Source organism: Sulfobacillus sp. TH-112 (assembly GCF_057473405.1).
Window position 1 is genome coordinate 18,980 of the sequence record NZ_JBYCKN010000061.1, and the last position, 16,077, is coordinate 35,056.

Here is a 16,077-nt window from a genome sequence, read left to right on the forward strand (position 1 = left end):
TTTTATTCTCGAATGAGAAAGCGCTCGACGCGACTGCAACGCCCCGAATCATCCTCAATGTCCACAATCAGGCCCCCCAATTGTCCCCGACCCACCTGGGTATCGAAGCGAACCGGCAATTGGGTCAGCATCTTTTGGATGACCAATTCCGTCTTCACCCCTATCACCGAATCCATCGGACCTGTCATGCCCAGATCGGTGATAAACGCCGTCCCCTGCGGAAGAATCCTTTCGTCTGCGGTTTGGACATGAGTATGAGTACCCACCACGACCGACACGCGCCCATCTAGATACCAACCCAACGCGGCTTTCTCCGACGTGGTTTCAGCGTGAAAATCCACCAAAATAATGGGCGTATGCTCGACCAGACCAGTCAACAACGTGTCCATGGCACGCAATGGGTCATCATAAGCAAAGGGCATAAAGGCCCGGCCGGCGAGATTGATGATCGCAATAGGTAGACCCACTGAGGTCATTACCACATAACCTCGTCCGGGTGTTCCAGGAGGTAAGTTCAACGGACGCAAGACTTGCGGCACATCGTCAATAAACGAAAAGATTTCCTTCTTATCAAAGATATGATTCCCGGAGGTGAGTACGTCAATGCCCGCGCTGAGAAGCTCGTCCAATACATCATGGGTCAGGCCGTTTCCCCCGGCCGCATTCTCACCGTTCGCCACCACGAAGTCCAAGGCATACTCCTTGCGCAACTGCCGGATATGTTGGCCAATCATTCGCCGTCCCGTTTTGCCCACGATGTCGCCCACCAACAGTACCCGCATGGTGCGATCCTCCTCTACGTATTGAAAATCAGCACACGTCCTTCATCCCGCATGGCCACCAACTGTCCCGATCCTTCTTGCACCAACGCATGTAGGCGCTCCTGAATGGTCTCTTCTTGGACCATCATGTCCTCTTCTAAAAGGTCATGGGGATCAAATAAAACGGTCATCTCAGCCTGGTCACGCAACATCTCAATCAGTATCCCGATCTCTTCCACGGAGACGGTATCGGTGTCTCGCACCAGTTCTATCGTGCTTACCGCCCCTTGCGGCGCGTACCCTAGTGAAAGCGTCTGCAACGGGCGCCGTGTCATCTCCCGATAGGTAGTCAGAGCACTTTGAGCATCTTCAGCCACCGTACTCCACACGGTTTCGTCAACGGTTCCCCTGACGACAAACGTCACCAACATCGTCTTCGCTTCGGGATTGCACTGCACGCTGGACACTTCCGGATACCGCATAATTACCGCAATCAAGGTTCCCAGACCTCGTGTACTTCCACCCCAACCGAAAGACGGCATGTGCATGTTGCCACCCCTTTCTTTCCGTGATAATCCACTATATGCCCAGACATTCATGAGGATTGAATGCCCTTAAAGAATGGGTGGATTCCACTTTTCGGTGTTTTCCAGTGTCTTTTCTGGATAGAGGATATGAAATTTCTCCTCTAATTGTTGCGGCCCTTCCGGGTGCTCGCGGTCCTCAATGCACGACTCGACGGGACATACATCAGCGCACTGCTGACTCGCATAAAATCCGTAACACTCGGTGCAATGATCAGGATCGATCACATAGAGGTCCTGCGCCTCTGAAATCGCATTATTTGGACATTCCGGTTCGCACGCGCCACACCCAATACAATCATCAATAATCGTCAATGCCATCAGCATCGCCCTCCCCGTGTACCGAAATGATGTGTTGAATGACCCGGGTGGGAAATCCCTGGCGAGCCATTCTCCGTGCCAAGCGCGCGCGTTGCTTCGGATTAGTTACATCGTAACGCTGTCCCAACGGTTCGGCAATCTCTTGCCAATTAATCTCGGATTGATATGCCTCCATGACCTCATCAATGAGGTCCGATGTCAAGAGCCGTCGTCTCATCCGGACAATAATGCCATACGGCCCCTCATGGCGTCCCAGTCCGTCGAACAAGATTTTCTCTGCCAATTTCCGGTCATCAAGAAGCCCTAAGCTGAGGAGACGCTCCACGGCGGCCTCCAACGAATCACTCGAAAACCCCTTGTCGTAAAGCTTCTTCTGGACTTCACCCACACTTAAGCTCCGCTGACTCAGCCAGCGGAGCGCAAGCGATTTGGCATCATTCGGCGGCATTGTCAACAACATCGGCGCTGGGGGTCTCAGCCTCTGGCTGACCTTGAACCTTCGCCCGAATACGTTGATCCAATTCTCTAGCGAGGTCCGGATTGGCCTTCAAATAGTCGCGCGTGTTTTCTCGCCCTTGCCCTAGCCGCAAGTCTCCATACGCATACCAGGCTCCACTCTTTTGAACGAACCCCATGTCTACGGCCAGGTCCAAAATACTGCCTTCACGACTAATGCCTTCCCCATATAAAATATCAAACTCTGCCTGTTTAAACGGAGGTGCAACCTTGTTCTTGACCACTTTCACTCGCGTGCGATTACCGACCACGTCTTGACCTTGCTTTAAGCTGTCGATGCGGCGGACATCGAGGCGGATCGACGAATAAAACTTTAATGCACGTCCCCCTGGGGTGGTCTCAGGATTGCCAAACATCACGCCCACTTTCTCGCGCAACTGATTGATAAACACCGCAATGGTTCGCGACTTGGAAATAGCACCGGTGAGTTTGCGCAAGGCTTGAGACATAAGCCGCGCTTGGAGCCCCACGTGCGCGTCGCCCATCTCTCCTTCAATTTCCGCTCGCGGCACCAAGGCGGCCACGGAGTCAACCACCACGATGTCAACGGCTCCTGATCTCACCAAGGCTTCAGCAATTTCCAATGCTTGCTCACCCGTATCAGGCTGAGAAATTAACAAATCGTCAAGGTTTACGCCGAGCCGCGAGGCATAGAGGGGATCTAACGCATGCTCTACGTCAATGAACGCCGCGATCCCCCCGCCCTTCTGCGCTTCGGCAATGGCGTGTAACGCCACAGTAGTTTTTCCCGACGATTCAGGCCCATAAATCTCGACCACTCGACCTCGAGGCAATCCGCCCACACCCATGGCGAGGTCTAGCGTCAAACAGCCAGTGGAAATAACTTCAATAGCTGCACGTGTCGATTCCTGTCCGAGACGCATAATTGAGCCCTTGCCAAACTGCTTTTCGATTTGAGCCAAGGCCAAATCGAGCGCTTTATCACGATCCATCCCCATGATTGCATCCTCCCCCATCTCTCTTACGGCAACAATTCGCCTTTAAGAAGAGAACTCCTGCTTATCGCGGACGTGCTGGTTCCAGATTGACGCTCTTGCCACGAATCGTGATCGTGCCGACATTTTGGACCACTTTTTTTACGGCGTCTTTAGGCATTTCGACAAACGTGAACCGATCATAAATGTCGATAAGTCCAATCACACTGCCCGAAATTCCCGCGCTTTCCGCCAGGCCCCGTACGATGTCCGCCGGCGTCACGCGATCCATTCGGCCTAAGTTCAAAAACATCCGCACCATTCCCGGTTCAGCGCCGGTCTCGCCATAATCCCCGTCAGCATCCGCATCGCGGCCCTTATCCAGCATCAGCCGTAGCGCAGCCGCCGCAATATCAATGGAATCAAACTGATCCGCCAATTGCATCACAATGTCCTGATAGGCGGGCAGTACTCCACGTTCAATTTCATCGGCCAATCGCTGCTTTAAGGCTTCCCGCTGCTTTTCTGCCACGTCCGCTACCGTAGGCAACGGCCGTCGCTGCAATTTCATGTGCAACGTTCGTTCCATTTGGCGCAATTGGCGAAATTCCTTCGGGTGAATGAGCGATATAGCGGTACCCGATCGTCCTGCACGACCCGTACGACCAATGCGATGAACATAGCTCTCCGTGTCCTGAGGAAGATCATAGTTAATCACATGGGTGACATGTTCGATGTCCAATCCACGCGCCGCCACGTCGGTGGCGACCAAAATTTCACTACCGCCGTCCTTGAAGCGCTTCATGACGCGGTTGCGCTGAACCTGGTTCAGATCTCCGTGGATCGCTTCGGCCGTGTAGCCACGCGCTTGCAAGCCCTCGGTGAGCTCATCCACGCGTTTTTTGGTGCGGCAAAAAATGATAGTCCGCTCAGCACCTTCCATGTCCAAAATACGGGTGATTGCGTCAAGCTTCTCATGCTCGCGCACCTCATAAAAAACTTGGTCAATTAAGGGCACAGTCAGCCGCTCGGGACTGATGTTGACGTGGACTGGCTCTTTCAAATAACGACGCGACAGCTTGGCAATCGGATCCGGGACAGTCGCCGAGAACAACAATGTTTGACGATCCTCCGGCACGTTTTGCAAAATAAACTCCACGTCCTCAATAAAGCCCATATCGAGCATTTCGTCGGCCTCGTCAAGCACCATAATCCGCACGTGATCAAGTTTCAAGGTGCCGCGACGAATGTGGTCCATAATCCGCCCCGGAGTTCCAATGACCACCTGAGCGCCATGTTCTAAGGCGCGAATCTGACGGTCGTAGGACTGTCCACCGTAAATGGGCACCACTTTCACACCAGCAAACTTACCCAGCTTGGTAATTTCTTCAGACACTTGGATAGCCAATTCCCGCGTCGGTGCCAGCACTAGCGCTTGCACGCGCTTAGAGCGATGGTCCAGTCCTTCGATAATAGGGACTCCAAAAGCGGCGGTTTTCCCGGTCCCGGTTTGAGCTTGACCAATGATGTCATGCCCTTCCATGATGAGAGGGATGGTTTTCTTTTGAATCGGGGATGGTTCTTCAAATCCCATACTTTCGACCGCCCGCAACACCGCCGGCGAAAGATTCATTGTATGGAATGTCGTTTCGTTCTCTGTCATAAGTAACTCCTTTACCTCAAGGGTCTTGTGTTTTTTTGATTATCGTCGGCAACTTTAGTAGTTCCCATACGGCACTAATGGCAGTTTGTACTGCCACTTGTCTTACAGATTGACGGTCGAGCGGAACATATCGTTTGGTGACGACCTGGTCTTCTTCACTGGTAGCTGCCACATAAAACGTCCCCACCGGACTTTCGTGATCCCCTCCGGTTGGACCAGCATACCCTGTGGTGGCGACTGCCACCGCACTCCCAAAGTGGCGGCGAGCCGCCTCAGCCATCGCGAGTGCACATTCCTCGGACACGGCGCCATGTGCTTGCAGCACCTCACGGGAGACGCCATAGCGGCTCTTCACCTCATCCGTATAAGCCACCACACCACCTAAAACGGCACTGGATGCCCCTGAAACGGCAATTAGGGACGCCATTACGAGTCCACCGGTTAACGATTCCATCGCCGCAATAGTCAACTTGTCACGATGTAACCATTCTATCAAAAACTCTTCCCGACTCCCATCGCCTAGCTCATAGACGTGCCCCAACAAGCGGTGCCGAATCCACGCTCGTACGCGTTGCCGCTGCACCAAATCTGCCGGCGAAGTGCCAGTCTCCACCCGAACATCCACACGTCCTGGGGACGCATAAATCCCGGTGCGCGGATGAGCGCCTGTAAGCAACGCCCGTAACTCATGCGCGACGGCCGACTCACCTAGGTCAAAGACGGTGTATGTATCGCGTTGAATACCCTCCGTCACTAACGACTGTAGCCATGGTCGAAAGTACTCGTCGACTAATCCTTCTAACTCGCGTGGAGGACCAGGCAAGAGCACTAGGTATTGCTCTTTGAGCTCTAAGAGTTGCCCCGGTGCCTGCCCACGAGAATTAGTCCAGACGACGGCTCCATCAATGATCCGCGACTGACGCCGAATCGACTCTTCACGCCCACTCGATTGACTGTGTCGTCGACTGAGGCGCTCGCGTAGGCCTTCATCCAGGCGAATCGGTTTTTTCAACGCCTCTGCAGTAGCATCAATTGTGCAGTCATCATGGGTGGGACCGAGCCCACCAATCAGAACCACTAAATCAGTTCGTCGAAGCGACTGCAAGAGAGCCTCTTGGATAGATTCCAACCGGTCTGGAACGACATATTGAATTTCCGGCTTTACGCCGACGCTCATCAAAAGCTGTGCCACAGCCGCACCATTGGTATTGATAGTTTCGCCTGACAACACTTCGTCGCCAATGGCGATTATGCAGGCGCTACGAATCATTTCATCACCGTCTTCCGTGCGATAACAAGTTATACTACCGGAAAATATGGAAAGCCGCAAGTCAACCAGAGGACAGAGCACGACATTTTCGTCCGCGTTGTTAGTGCCGCACCATGAAACGCAGATACCCGTACCTTTATTGATGACGAGCGTGGATTGACGCCCAGCGCTGTATTGCATGGGACTCCACCTGAGGGATGTTGTAGAGGTTAACGAACCCGTCTGGGCATTATGCTATCCCATTGTCAGTGATGACATTGGGCATTGCCGAGTAGTGTGTCACAACACGCTCTCCGACTTCTTTATTTTGAGGCAACGGCCTATCGTCGTATGCATATTTATGCTATATTAGTACATATCTATTCACCGGGAGTGTTGAACGTGCGTCGAGTGATAAAAATTGGAACTTCATCCATTCTTAAGCAGGACGGCGAACTATCCGCCTATGCTATCAACAACATCAGTCAAGGCGTACGCCATCTTTCTCACATAGGCGATCACGTCATCCTGGTGGTGTCGGGCGCGGTAGGCGTCGGTAGGTATATGACCGCTGAGGCATCGTCATCGCGTAGCACACTCGCGGCCATTGGCCAGCCTCGGCTCATAGCAGCGTATCAGTCGGCACTAGCACCTCTAATCACGGCACAACTCTTAGTATCCGCAGATCACTTCGCTCACTTGCCTAGTGCTCTCGTGCTCCAAGACAGTCTTCATCACCTCTGGAAAGGAGGCATCGTCCCGTTGATTAACGAGAATGACGCCGTCAATGTCGGAGCCTCTCGGGTGGGCGACAATGACACACTGGCAGCATTGGTAGCAACATTGATTCACGCTGACCAATTAGTCCTGCTTTCTGATGTGGATGGCCTTTATACCGAGAATCCTCGAAATAATAGCCTCGCGCAGCGGATACCCTATGTTCCCTGGGTGGGACCGCATCATCTCTCTCGTTATGGCGGGTCTGCCGGGCCCTTGGGATCGGGTGGAATGCATACCAAATTGAAAGCCGCACAAATTGCCCAGCACGCCGGGATTGAGACCATCCTCATGAGCGGAAAAGACCCTCACGTGTGGAGTAACTTACAAGAGAACAATTTCGGCCAAGCCACTCACTTTGGCGCTCGTGAAGAGGCGTGTCATGCTTGAGCAATTATTGGTTGACACCAAACGCGCTAGCCTTATTTTAGCCGACTCCTCAGTTCATCAACGAAACCAAGTGCTCCGTGATATGGCCACCATACTCTTGCAGCACGAAGACCTGATTATGAAAGCCAATCAGCGGGACTTGGATGATGCGGCCGACCGTAACCTATCTCCCTCTCTCATGAAACGTTTGTCCCTGTCGCACTCCAGTATTCAATCACTGGCAGCCGGACTAGAACGTGTCATCGCCGTTCCTGATCCGCTCTCCGCCGGTACTCGCAAAATACGGCCCAACGGTCTTATCCTCGAAGAGATACGCGTTCCGTTAGGCGTGATCGCGCTCATTTATGAAAGTCGCCCCGGAGTCACGATCGAGGCCGCCAGTCTAGCCATTAAGAGTGGCAATGCCATTCTGCTGCGGGGCGGTTCGGAGGCACAGCACACCAATCAATTACTTCATTCCCTCTGGGTCGATGCGCTGGACAGGACACATCTCCCCAAAGAACTCGTCGTTCACCTGGTTGATCCCGATCGTCAACTGGTGGAGTCGCTGATGCACCTAAGGGGTCTCGACCTCCTCATTCCTCGCGGCGGTCCTGCGCTCATCGAGCGTGTCACCAAGAACGCCACGGTACCGGTCATTGCCACGGGTGTGGGCAACTGCCATCTATATATCGACAAAGACGCGGATATCGAGATGGGGCTACGCATCTTTCAAGATAGTAAGTTGGGCAACCCGGCGGTGTGTAATGCCATTGAAACACTGTTGGTCCACCAATCTCAGATCGCATTTGTTAAAGAAGCCTACCGCCGTCTACAGCCCTTCGCGCTACAATGGCACAGCGATGAATCCCTGCAGGAGGTGCTTCCCGAGGCAGTGCTCGCCGACGAAAGGGACTGGCAAAACGAATACCTCGGACCCGCCATAGCTACTCGGCTGGTAGTAGATGTTGATGAGGCCCTCTCCCATATAGCCCAATACGGCACTGGGCATAGCGAAGCTATCGTCACGGAAAACTACCATACCGCCCGTTATTTTCTTCGTCGGGTCGACGCGGCTGCTGTGTATTGGAATGCCTCGACGCGATTTACCGATGGCGGCGAATTTGGCCTTAGCGCAGAAGTCGGGATCAGCACGCAGAAATTACATATACGGGGTCCTATGGGACTCGAGGCACTCACCACCACCAAAACCCTCGGCATTGGCGCGGGCCACACCCGCGACTTCTTTAGAGGTTCTGCACACAGCAGCACCCACGAGTCGTAACTCGTCACCACCGCTCGTGGATGCTCTCCCCAAAACTATGCCACCATCTCACGCACATGGTCGCCAGGTAGTGTCTCGTGTTGCAAGAGTAATTCCGCGAGCGCGAGAAGGGCCTCCCGATGTCCTTCAACCAGTTCGTTCACCAGTTCTTGCGAATCGCGAATAATCTCCTGAACCGTGCGATAGAGCACCTCAGGCGACAATGCCTCTTCGTGGACCACGCCCAGTGAGGAAAGCCCGGCGGTTACCATACGTCGCGCAATGTCCCAAGCCTTTTCGAAATCACTCGAAGCACCGGTACTCTGTTCTCCCAGGACAATGCGCTCCGCCGTGGATCCGGCGAGGCAAACCGCAATATCGGACTTCAATTCCGATACGGTTTGCAATAGCCGGTCATCGTCGGGGGCCTGACGCACAAATCCTAGTGCCATGCCACGTGGCGCGATGGTAATGGACGCCACCGATCCTGGTTGAACCAGTTCCCCCACAATAGCGTGGCCACCTTCGTGAATGGCTACTCGGTAGAGTTCTTCGTGTCGCAAGTGGCGATCCAGTTTCTCTCCTAGCAACACCTTGTCGATGGCTTGACGAAAATGCTGCATCTCTACCACCACAGCGTGGTCTCTTAAGGCCAAAATAGCGGCCTCATTGCACACGCTTTCTAAATGTGCGCCGGAAAACCCAAAAGTTTCTTGGGCCACAGCGCCTAGTTGCACATCGGGGGCGAGAGGTTTATTGCGCGTGTGCAATAATAAAATCGCCTCGCGCCCCGCCTTGTCCGGTAAATCCACCCGAACAGTTCGATCAAATCGTCCGGGACGAAGCAGTGCCGCATCAATCAGGTCGGCTCGGTTAGTCGCCGCCATCACCAAAATTCGGATGTCTTCGTACACCGACATGCCATCCATTTCCACCAACAACTGATTTAGTGTTTGGTCATACTCCAAGTGGCTCTGATGCTGACCGCGACGACCCGCCATGACCTCAATCTCATCAATGAAAATCACCGCCGAGCTCAAACCATCGCGCCGCGCCATGTGCTCCGCATCCCGAAACAGTTGCCGCACGCGCTGCGCACCCACGCCGGCATACATTTCAACGAATTCGGACCCTGACGCAGAAAGAAAGATTGAATCGGTAAAGTTTGCTGCTGCTTTCGCCAATAGAGTCTTCCCTGTTCCCGGTGGTCCCGTTAATAGGATGCCCTTCAGAGGACGAATCCCAAGACGCTCCATGTCGTCAGGTCGCAATACAAATTCCAACGCTTCCATGAGTTCATTTTTCGCGGTACTTTGACCACCGATATCTTGAAAAGACACCACCGACCGAGTTCCCACTTCTACTTTGTGGCGGCTGGTCCCCAGATTCATGCGAGACAAAATACCGCTCGCTAAGAGCACTCCAACCAATCCCAATAAGAGAACCACAGGCCACACATCGACCCCATTGAGTCCTAAGAACACCAAGACTCCGCCCAATGCCCCAATCGCAATCTCTTTGATCATGTTTGCTCCCCCCCTGGATTCACTGGAATCACCTGATAGAGCACATGCGATTCTTGACGGAGGGTAAGATATAGGTGATGGCTCCCCATCTGCACATTGGCGGTGACCCCCGCCTGCTTAGCCATGGCCAAAAGATGGGTTTGCATGGTCACAAACTGGCCGGTGGCTTGCCCTTGAGCAATGACGAACGCCATGTTGCTAGCCAAACCATTCAACGAACCGTCCGTATTGTTGACTAAGTCAATACTGGTCGGCACATGTCCTAATACCGTGGTTGCATGATTATTAATGCTACGATAGACCGCCATGAGATTGGCGTTAGGATTTAACTGCACCGTCACAGTATCACTGTGAACCGTGGCCCTTTTAACACCGCTCACGTGCGAAAAGGTGTCCACTAGTGGCGATGTCACCGTCGTTTGTTGATACAAGCGATGGCCTGCCCAGAGAGCGCCTAACGTCAAAAGCATGGAAAAAAGAGTAACGAAAACCTGCCTTGCCGAAAATTTCATGGACGCTGCCTCCTGTCACCCCACTGAATCTTCGGCAGTATAACATAAAGGACGCGGCCTCAGCCGCGTCAATGGTTGTCACTCTTGGCACCAAAAACCATCTCTAGATATCAATGGCATGCCAAAATCCGCGAATGTACTCATAACCAGTCCATACCGTCATGGCCCCCGACAAGATGACCAACGCTAACGGTAGGTCTCCACTTAGCACACTCGCCGCACCAATGGCAAAGAGTTGCGTCACCGTCTTCCACTTCGCAAGCCGACTGGCGGTCATGCTGGTGCCGGGCTTGAGTACCGAACGCAGTGTGGTCACCGCCAATTCCCGAGTCAATACAATAAAAAACCACCAGATACTCAAACGATGGTCATATACCAGCACGCTTGCCGTGCCCAATACCAGAATCTTATCGGCAAGCGGATCTACATAGCCGCCAAACCGGCTCGTTTGCTTCAAATGTCTGGCAATGCGGCCGTCGGCAAAATCCGTCAATCCCGCGACGATAAAAATTCCCAGTGCAATCCAGTGAGTGGTTAAATCTCGACTAAGCCATAAAACCGCCACAATCGGCGCCAAGGCTACCCGACTCAGCGTCAGCCAGTCTGCCACCTTTAACACAGCGGTTCGGCCACCAAATCGTATTCTTTGATCCCGGTAATACGGACCGGAACAACCTCTCCGACCCGAAATCGACCCTTAATGTATGTCACACCGTCAATCCCAGGGGCATCAGTGGGCCCACGTCCGGTACTCACCGTCGTGCCGACTTCTTCAACAATGGTCGGCATAATTTGGCCGATATGGCGTCCCCGTATACCGCCCACCAAACTCCTTTGTAAGAGCATCGCTGACCGCCTTCGCTGTTGTTTGACGGCATCCGGTACCGGATCTCCCATGTTTTCCGCCCGAGTTCCTTCTTCTGGAGAGTAGGTAAAGATCCCAACATGATCAAAGCGAGTCTCTTCGATGAACTGCATCAGAGTATCGAAGTGCTCTTCGGTTTCGCCAGGGAATCCCACAATAAAGGTCGTACGTAACGTAATATCCGGAATCGCCTCGCGAATCGCACTTAAGACGCGATCGGTCTTTTCGCGCCGGAAGGGCCTCCCCATGTGCTTAAGCAAATCCGGATGCGCATGCTGCAAAGGCATGTCCAGATAGGGTGTGACCACCGGCAGGTCACGCATGGCACGCACTAACTCTCGGGTAATCTGGGTGGGATAGCTATACATAATCCGCACAAATAGCAAATCCGGTATCTCTTGCAACGCATACAATAGTTTCGGCAACTGCGGCATACCATATAAGTCATGTCCCCAGATAGTGGAGTCCTGAGCGATCAACACCAGTTCCCTCACTCCACGCGCCACCAGACCTCGGGCTTCATGCACAATATCCATGAGCGGACGACTGCGGTAGCCCCCACGCATCTGCGGAATCGCGCAAAATGCGCAGGTATGATCGCACCCTTCAGCAATTTTCAAGTACGCAGTATACGATGGCGTAGTGAGCCGACGCGGCCGTTCAATACCACTCACCGGCATCTCACCCCAAAACGAAGGCCGCGCCCCCACTAAAGCGCCATCCACGGCTTCCACAATGCGGTGAAACTCACCGGTGCCCACCATAGCATCCACCTCGGGCAAATCATCCCAAAGATGCTGCTGATACCGCTGCGAAAGGCACCCGGCCATCACTAACGCCTTCAACTGTCCCGTTTCCCGATAATGGTTCATCTCTAAAATGGTGTCAATCGACTCCTGTTTGGCAGCATCAATAAACCCACAGGTGTTAACAATGAGCACCTCGGCTTCGTCGGCAGCCGGAGTAAGTTCGTATCCGGCTCCTTCTAGCAATCCCAACATTACTTCTGAGTCCACACGATTTTTTGGACATCCGAGACTCACCATACCCACCTTTGTGGCCATGCTGCAATCACCTCGCCCGTAATCATAGCTTAGCGTCTCAAGAAAATAAAGTACTGAAATGTCCGGGAATGGATTTCGGGAGATGGGCGCACCCGCACTACGTTGCTTCACACGCCGGCACAATGAGGTTTGCGGTGCCTCCCACGCCAATCTGACGTGACAAAGATAGCCATGGTACAAACTGGATCGGTCGACCTGTTCTGTTTCCCGTGATTGGACGTACATTAGCCTCAAATGGACTCACGCGGCGTAACGCTCAGTGCCATGCGAGTCCTACGTCAACACGACACCGTTTGTGAGGAGGGGTTTTGGTGCGCATTTATGCAATCCCGCATGTCTGGCTACGGCGCCTGGTGACTAGTGGAGTGATGGTATTTCTTGTCGCAATGTTGGTTGCATCGCTGGGCCGCCACAGTCTTCAACCGACTGCCGCCACTCCCAGTTCCCCTGCGCAACGCTATTCGCTACGGGATGTAAAAACCGACAAGAAGGTCGCGGCCCTGACATTCGATATATCTTGGGGCACGGTGATGCCCACAAAGGTCTTTCACATTCTCAAGAAGGAGCACGTCGCCGCGACCTTTTTTGTTTCTGGACCGTGGGCTGAACATAATGCCGCGCTGGTGAAGGAATTTGCGCAATCCGGATATGAGGTGGAGTCGCACGGCTGGGCACACGTCAATTACACTGGCCTCAGTTCGGTCGGCGTCCAACAAAACATCGAAAAAGCCACCCAGGTCATTCAAAATATCACCGGGGTTCGTCCCAGTTTTGTTCGGCCGCCCAACGGAGATTTCAGCGCTCGCACCATTGCCGCCGCATCGGCCATCGGTTATACCACAGTAACTTGGGGAACCGATTCTCTCGACTGGATGAACCCTGGTGTTGGCACGATTATCCGCCGTGTCGTGACACGCATTCACCCTGGAGACATTGTCTTACTGCATGCCTCTGATACCTGTAAGCAAACCGACTTGGCCTTACCGACGATCATACGGGACTTACGCGGAAAAGGGTACCAACTGGTCACGTTGAAAAAATTGATGACCTATGGCACGCCGAACTATCGTGGATAAACGTGCCGTTTCAGCCAGTGACCCATCTCTTGTCTCCAAGTCATCCGGGCTACCGACCGTTTTGTGTATAAGGGGATCACTAACGAAGGCTGATAGGGTACCTCGATGCTCGCATATCCCACTCGTTGGCTTTCTTTGACCGGCGCCGTCAAGCAGTGAGGATAATGAAGGTGGACCATTGGGCTCTCTCCTTGGGTCAACGCCACCCAAACCGTCTCGTGACTGACGAGGCCCACCGCGGCTCTTTGGCCTCGCATCACCTCACTGTGTGCCATCACCTCACGGTTTCGCACAGGAGCATCCAAAGAGGAGTGATGAAACCCCCAATTCAAAAGTCGGCTTGCATCCCCCCAGCGATCCGGTGAATCGAGCACCACCGCAATCAATTGTCGACCGTTGCGTGTCGCGGACGCCACCAGGCACTTGCCTGCCGCGTTGGTGGTCCCAGTCTTCACCCCATCGGCTCCAGGGAATCCATATAACAATTGATTGGTGCTATGAATGAGGCGCGGACGATGATGACCCTGTTCCATAATGGTCAATTCGCTCGAACCCACAATCTCCCGAAAAAGCGACAGCGTCAATCCCTGTTGTGCGATCAGCGCCAAATCATAGGCCGAACTATAATGCCCGGGCTTAGTCAAACCATTGGGATTTTCGAATTGAGTATTAAAGGCTCCCAGTTCTTGAGCGGTTAAATTCATTTGCGCGACAAATCGTTCGACACTCCCGGCATCACTTTCGGCTAAAGCAATGGAGGCATCATTACCTGAACGCAATAGTAGCCCTTTCAGCAAGTCCAGGCGCGTGTATTGCTCCTGGTACCGGATGTGCAACGCGGATCCCGGAGTATTTGCGGATCGCCTCGATATTGTCACCAAGTGCTCTAAGTGACCATGCTTGATCACAAGTAACGCCGTCATCATTTTGGTCAACGACGCTGGATCCATTTGCTGAAACGCATTTTTTTCATAGAGAATCGTCCCCGTGCGGCCCTCTAGCAAGATCGCCGCACGTGCTTCAAGCGACGGGTGGCTCGCAGCTTCAGCCCACGGTCCCCATAGTAACAGTCCCATCGCCCAAACCATCAACCCCAATAACCACCGGCGCATCCATTGTTCCCCCTAGGGTAAGATTTCCCTAGTATGGCCTCGACACGCCCAGGTTATTGCCTTTGGAAGGTTAAAACCAATGGATAAATATTGGGATCTGGCAATGTCACCGATTGCCCATTGACGCTGACCACAACAGCGCGTGTACCCACCTTCACCGCCACACTCTGCGAGGCCGAAATACTGACGCTTTGCCCCGCTTGATAAGTAATTCCTGACGCGCCTTGGGACACGCCATTTTCCCACACCTCTACCCAGCAAGGCCCGGAAAAGGCTAAGTGCATATTCAAGGCACTTGCACTGACATCATAAGTGGCGAGTCCCAGTTGCGGATTATTTGAGATTTCTTTCACGCTCACCTCAGGGACTGGCGGTGCGGTGGCCTTTTTCACGGTCTTGGGCTTTTTGTGCTTTAACGGCACTCTCGGGGCCTTACTTCGCGCGATCGGAGGAGATGAGGCGGTACTGGCATGATGATCCGGTCCTCGCATCAACACGAGCCCTATAATCAATAGCGCCGCGAGTGCCACCGCCGCCCCAATCACCGCCATGGGTGATCCCGTCGTACCCTTCGACCCTTTTGGCCTGCGACGCTGGGGCACTCCAGGCTCAGACAACGGTACATGCGATGTTGACGGATGCAGCACCGGTGACCGATCGGTCGCCTCGGGGTGAACGGGCTCCCTAGACGCCACCAATCTCTTGTGATAGCTCACCAACGCCTCAGCATCCAAATTTAACTGGCGTGCATAACTTTTCAAAAATCCGATGGCATATACCTCACCAGGCAGCTGGTCCCATTGGTCCGCTTCTAGTGCTTTAAGATATTGCACCCGAATATGCAATTCGCGGCTAATGTCTTCCAGGTCAATCCCCTGTTTTTGGCGCGATTGCTTAAGATATTCTCCAATTGTCATTGACTGCTCATCCATGCTGAGGCCCTCCTCTCTGGTATCATACAACCTTAAACTCCAATTTTTCTCAATATAGCGAGGTTTTTCACGGCCATACGCGGTTTAACGTTCTCGCAAAGGGAATAGTCTCGCGCACGTGCTCCAGCCCACAAATGAATGCGACCACTCGTTCCAAACCCATCCCAAATCCACTGTGTGGCACAGAGCCATACCGTCGCAAGTCCACATACCACGAATAATCGGCCGGATTCATCCCATATTCTTCTAGTCTTGCTAACAGCAAATTCAAGTCGTGAATCCGCTCGCTCCCCCCCATAATTTCACCATAGCCTTCGGGCGCTAGTAAATCGGCCGCTAGCACCAAGTCAGGCCGGCTAGGGTCCGGCTGCATATAAAACGCTTTAAAGCGCTTCGGAAAATGCGTCAGAAAGACCGGTTTTTGGAACATGTTGGCTAGCGCCGTTTCGTGCGGAGCCCCCAAGTCCTCTCCCCACTCGACGCTCAGTCCCACCTCCGCTAGCCGTTGCAACGCTTCATCGTAGGTAATTCGTGGAAACGGTGCCTCAATG

17 protein-coding genes are annotated in these 16,077 nt (G+C 53.4%); 3 read left to right on the forward strand and 14 right to left on the reverse strand.

Annotated elements, in window-relative coordinates; translation table 11 throughout:
* Positions 1-2 precede the first annotated feature (2 nt).
* The 7 genes from ACOJWD_RS03930 to ACOJWD_RS03960 form a co-directional block, all read right to left on the reverse strand.
* Entirely contained in the window at positions 3-782 is a 780-nt protein-coding gene (locus ACOJWD_RS03930; protein ID WP_486991918.1) for a TIGR00282 family metallophosphoesterase, read from the reverse strand.
* 14 nt (positions 783-796) lie between these two features.
* On the reverse strand, positions 797-1,309 hold the full coding sequence (locus tag ACOJWD_RS03935; protein WP_486991919.1) for a hypothetical protein: 513 nt from the start codon (positions 1,307-1,309) through the stop codon (positions 797-799).
* A gap of 66 nt (positions 1,310-1,375) precedes the next feature.
* Positions 1,376-1,666, reverse strand: a complete 291-nt coding sequence (locus ACOJWD_RS03940; RefSeq protein ID WP_486991920.1) for a YfhL family 4Fe-4S dicluster ferredoxin — start codon at positions 1,664-1,666, stop codon at positions 1,376-1,378.
* Positions 1,647-2,114: a regulatory protein RecX gene (locus ACOJWD_RS03945; protein ID WP_486991921.1), complete on the reverse strand. Its 468-nt coding sequence runs from the start codon at positions 2,112-2,114 to the stop codon at positions 1,647-1,649. Before ACOJWD_RS03945 ends, ACOJWD_RS03940 begins: the two co-directional genes overlap by 20 nt.
* A complete protein-coding gene (gene recA / locus ACOJWD_RS03950; protein WP_486991934.1) occupies positions 2,101-3,144 on the reverse strand; it encodes a recombinase RecA in 1,044 nt (347 codons plus the stop codon). Before recA ends, ACOJWD_RS03945 begins: the two co-directional genes overlap by 14 nt.
* A gap of 58 nt (positions 3,145-3,202) precedes the next feature.
* On the reverse strand, positions 3,203-4,780 hold the full coding sequence (locus ACOJWD_RS03955; protein WP_486991922.1) for a DEAD/DEAH box helicase: 1,578 nt from the start codon (positions 4,778-4,780) through the stop codon (positions 3,203-3,205).
* Positions 4,781-4,796: 16 nt separating this feature from the next.
* Positions 4,797-6,230, reverse strand: coding sequence for a nicotinamide-nucleotide amidohydrolase family protein (locus ACOJWD_RS03960; protein ID WP_486991923.1), 1,434 nt, complete (start codon positions 6,228-6,230; stop codon positions 4,797-4,799).
* 201 nt (positions 6,231-6,431) lie between these two features.
* Here ACOJWD_RS03960 and proB point away from each other — a divergent pair, with 201 nt between their 5' ends.
* Both proB and ACOJWD_RS03970 read left to right on the forward strand, forming a co-directional pair.
* Positions 6,432-7,196, forward strand: a complete 765-nt coding sequence (gene proB / locus ACOJWD_RS03965; protein WP_486991924.1) for a glutamate 5-kinase — start codon at positions 6,432-6,434, stop codon at positions 7,194-7,196.
* On the forward strand, positions 7,189-8,460 hold the full coding sequence (locus ACOJWD_RS03970; RefSeq protein WP_486991925.1) for a glutamate-5-semialdehyde dehydrogenase: 1,272 nt from the start codon (positions 7,189-7,191) through the stop codon (positions 8,458-8,460). Before proB ends, ACOJWD_RS03970 begins: the two co-directional genes overlap by 8 nt.
* 35 nt (positions 8,461-8,495) lie before the next feature.
* On the opposite strand, the gene ACOJWD_RS03975 is transcribed toward ACOJWD_RS03970, so the two are convergent.
* The 4 genes from ACOJWD_RS03975 to rimO all read right to left on the reverse strand — a co-directional run bounded on the left by ACOJWD_RS03975 (position 8,496) and on the right by rimO (position 12,406).
* Positions 8,496-9,965, reverse strand: coding sequence for an AAA family ATPase (locus tag ACOJWD_RS03975; protein WP_486991926.1), 1,470 nt, complete (start codon positions 9,963-9,965; stop codon positions 8,496-8,498).
* Positions 9,962-10,477 (reverse strand): hypothetical protein, encoded by a 516-nt coding sequence (locus ACOJWD_RS03980; RefSeq protein ID WP_486991927.1) that lies wholly within the window; start codon positions 10,475-10,477, stop codon positions 9,962-9,964. The genes ACOJWD_RS03975 and ACOJWD_RS03980 overlap by 4 nt, the downstream gene beginning before the upstream one ends.
* Before the next feature lie 103 nt (positions 10,478-10,580).
* Positions 10,581-11,096, reverse strand: a complete 516-nt coding sequence (pgsA, locus tag ACOJWD_RS03985) for a CDP-diacylglycerol--glycerol-3-phosphate 3-phosphatidyltransferase (protein ID WP_486991928.1) — start codon at positions 11,094-11,096, stop codon at positions 10,581-10,583.
* Positions 11,090-12,406, reverse strand: a complete 1,317-nt coding sequence (rimO, locus tag ACOJWD_RS03990; RefSeq protein ID WP_486991929.1) for a 30S ribosomal protein S12 methylthiotransferase RimO — start codon at positions 12,404-12,406, stop codon at positions 11,090-11,092. The genes pgsA and rimO overlap by 7 nt, the downstream gene beginning before the upstream one ends.
* Before the next feature lie 311 nt (positions 12,407-12,717).
* Between rimO and ACOJWD_RS03995 the strand changes: the two genes are divergently transcribed.
* On the forward strand, positions 12,718-13,482 hold the full coding sequence (locus ACOJWD_RS03995; protein ID WP_486991930.1) for a polysaccharide deacetylase family protein: 765 nt from the start codon (positions 12,718-12,720) through the stop codon (positions 13,480-13,482).
* Here the strand turns inward: ACOJWD_RS03995 and ACOJWD_RS04000 are convergent.
* The 3 genes from ACOJWD_RS04000 to ACOJWD_RS04010 all read right to left on the reverse strand — a co-directional run.
* On the reverse strand, positions 13,470-14,594 hold the full coding sequence (locus ACOJWD_RS04000) for a D-alanyl-D-alanine carboxypeptidase family protein (RefSeq protein WP_486991931.1): 1,125 nt from the start codon (positions 14,592-14,594) through the stop codon (positions 13,470-13,472). The genes ACOJWD_RS03995 and ACOJWD_RS04000 overlap by 13 nt on opposite strands.
* A gap of 53 nt (positions 14,595-14,647) precedes the next feature.
* Positions 14,648-15,526 carry a helix-turn-helix domain-containing protein gene (locus ACOJWD_RS04005; RefSeq protein ID WP_486991932.1) on the reverse strand — a complete coding sequence of 293 codons (879 nt, stop codon included), beginning with the start codon at positions 15,524-15,526 and terminating at the stop codon, positions 14,648-14,650.
* A gap of 67 nt (positions 15,527-15,593) precedes the next feature.
* On the reverse strand, positions 15,594-16,077 hold a 484-nt coding region (locus ACOJWD_RS04010), incomplete at its 5' end, for an amino acid--tRNA ligase-related protein (RefSeq protein WP_486991933.1).

What these genes read in the sequence shown, in the direction of transcription:
- ACOJWD_RS03930 (WP_486991918.1), bottom strand. Translation starts at nt 782, where the DNA reads ATGCGGGTACTGTTGGTGGGCGACATCGTGGGCAAAACGGGACGGCGA.
- ACOJWD_RS03935 (WP_486991919.1), bottom strand. Translation starts at nt 1,309, where the DNA reads ATGCACATGCCGTCTTTCGGTTGGGGTGGAAGTACACGAGGTCTGGGA.
- ACOJWD_RS03940 (WP_486991920.1), bottom strand. Translation starts at nt 1,666, where the DNA reads ATGGCATTGACGATTATTGATGATTGTATTGGGTGTGGCGCGTGCGAA.
- ACOJWD_RS03945 (WP_486991921.1), bottom strand. Translation starts at nt 2,114, where the DNA reads ATGCCGCCGAATGATGCCAAATCGCTTGCGCTCCGCTGGCTGAGTCAG.
- ACOJWD_RS03955 (WP_486991922.1), bottom strand. Translation starts at nt 4,780, where the DNA reads ATGACAGAGAACGAAACGACATTCCATACAATGAATCTTTCGCCGGCG.
- ACOJWD_RS03960 (WP_486991923.1), bottom strand. Translation starts at nt 6,230, where the DNA reads ATGCAATACAGCGCTGGGCGTCAATCCACGCTCGTCATCAATAAAGGT.
- ACOJWD_RS03970 (WP_486991925.1), top strand. Translation starts at nt 7,189, where the DNA reads ATGCTTGAGCAATTATTGGTTGACACCAAACGCGCTAGCCTTATTTTA.
- ACOJWD_RS03975 (WP_486991926.1), bottom strand. Translation starts at nt 9,965, where the DNA reads ATGATCAAAGAGATTGCGATTGGGGCATTGGGCGGAGTCTTGGTGTTC.
- ACOJWD_RS03980 (WP_486991927.1), bottom strand. Translation starts at nt 10,477, where the DNA reads ATGAAATTTTCGGCAAGGCAGGTTTTCGTTACTCTTTTTTCCATGCTT.
- rimO (WP_486991929.1), bottom strand. Translation starts at nt 12,406, where the DNA reads ATGGCCACAAAGGTGGGTATGGTGAGTCTCGGATGTCCAAAAAATCGT.
- ACOJWD_RS04000 (WP_486991931.1), bottom strand. Translation starts at nt 14,594, where the DNA reads ATGCGCCGGTGGTTATTGGGGTTGATGGTTTGGGCGATGGGACTGTTA.
- ACOJWD_RS04005 (WP_486991932.1), bottom strand. Translation starts at nt 15,526, where the DNA reads ATGGATGAGCAGTCAATGACAATTGGAGAATATCTTAAGCAATCGCGC.